Source organism: Acinetobacter johnsonii, assembly GCF_048551975.1.
GTDB classification, from domain to species: Bacteria; Pseudomonadota; Gammaproteobacteria; order Pseudomonadales; family Moraxellaceae; genus Acinetobacter; species Acinetobacter johnsonii_A.
Genome location: NZ_JBIMCF010000246.1, coordinates 1 through 269, shown reverse-complemented (window position 1 = coordinate 269; position 269 = coordinate 1). Strand labels below are relative to the sequence as shown.

The window sequence follows — 269 nt, the reverse complement described above, 5'->3', positions numbered from 1 at the left end:
GCCCAAAGCTGGGCACCAAAACTTCTTCGCCTTCTTTAGGCATCCGATCAGAAGTTGAAATCCACCTAGGAACCGCTAGGGCTTTGGCTGCTTGCTTAAACCCATAAAACGCGCCATGTACCCATGCCGCCAATCCAACAGGCATACCGTTATTCTTCTCAACATAACAACCTAAGTGCTCGTCAAAGTTTAGATACTCAAGCTTCTCGTTAATATATTTAAGCTTCTCAAATTCAACTTTTAATTTTTTAATATCCATCACACTCTCC

At 42.4% G+C, this 269-nt stretch carries 1 pseudogene; it reads right to left on the bottom strand.

The features are described from left to right. Positions 1 to 259: pseudogene (locus ACG9ZB_RS17385) on the bottom strand (hypothetical protein); the annotation flags it as partial. Positions 260 to 269: the final 10 nt, after the last annotated feature.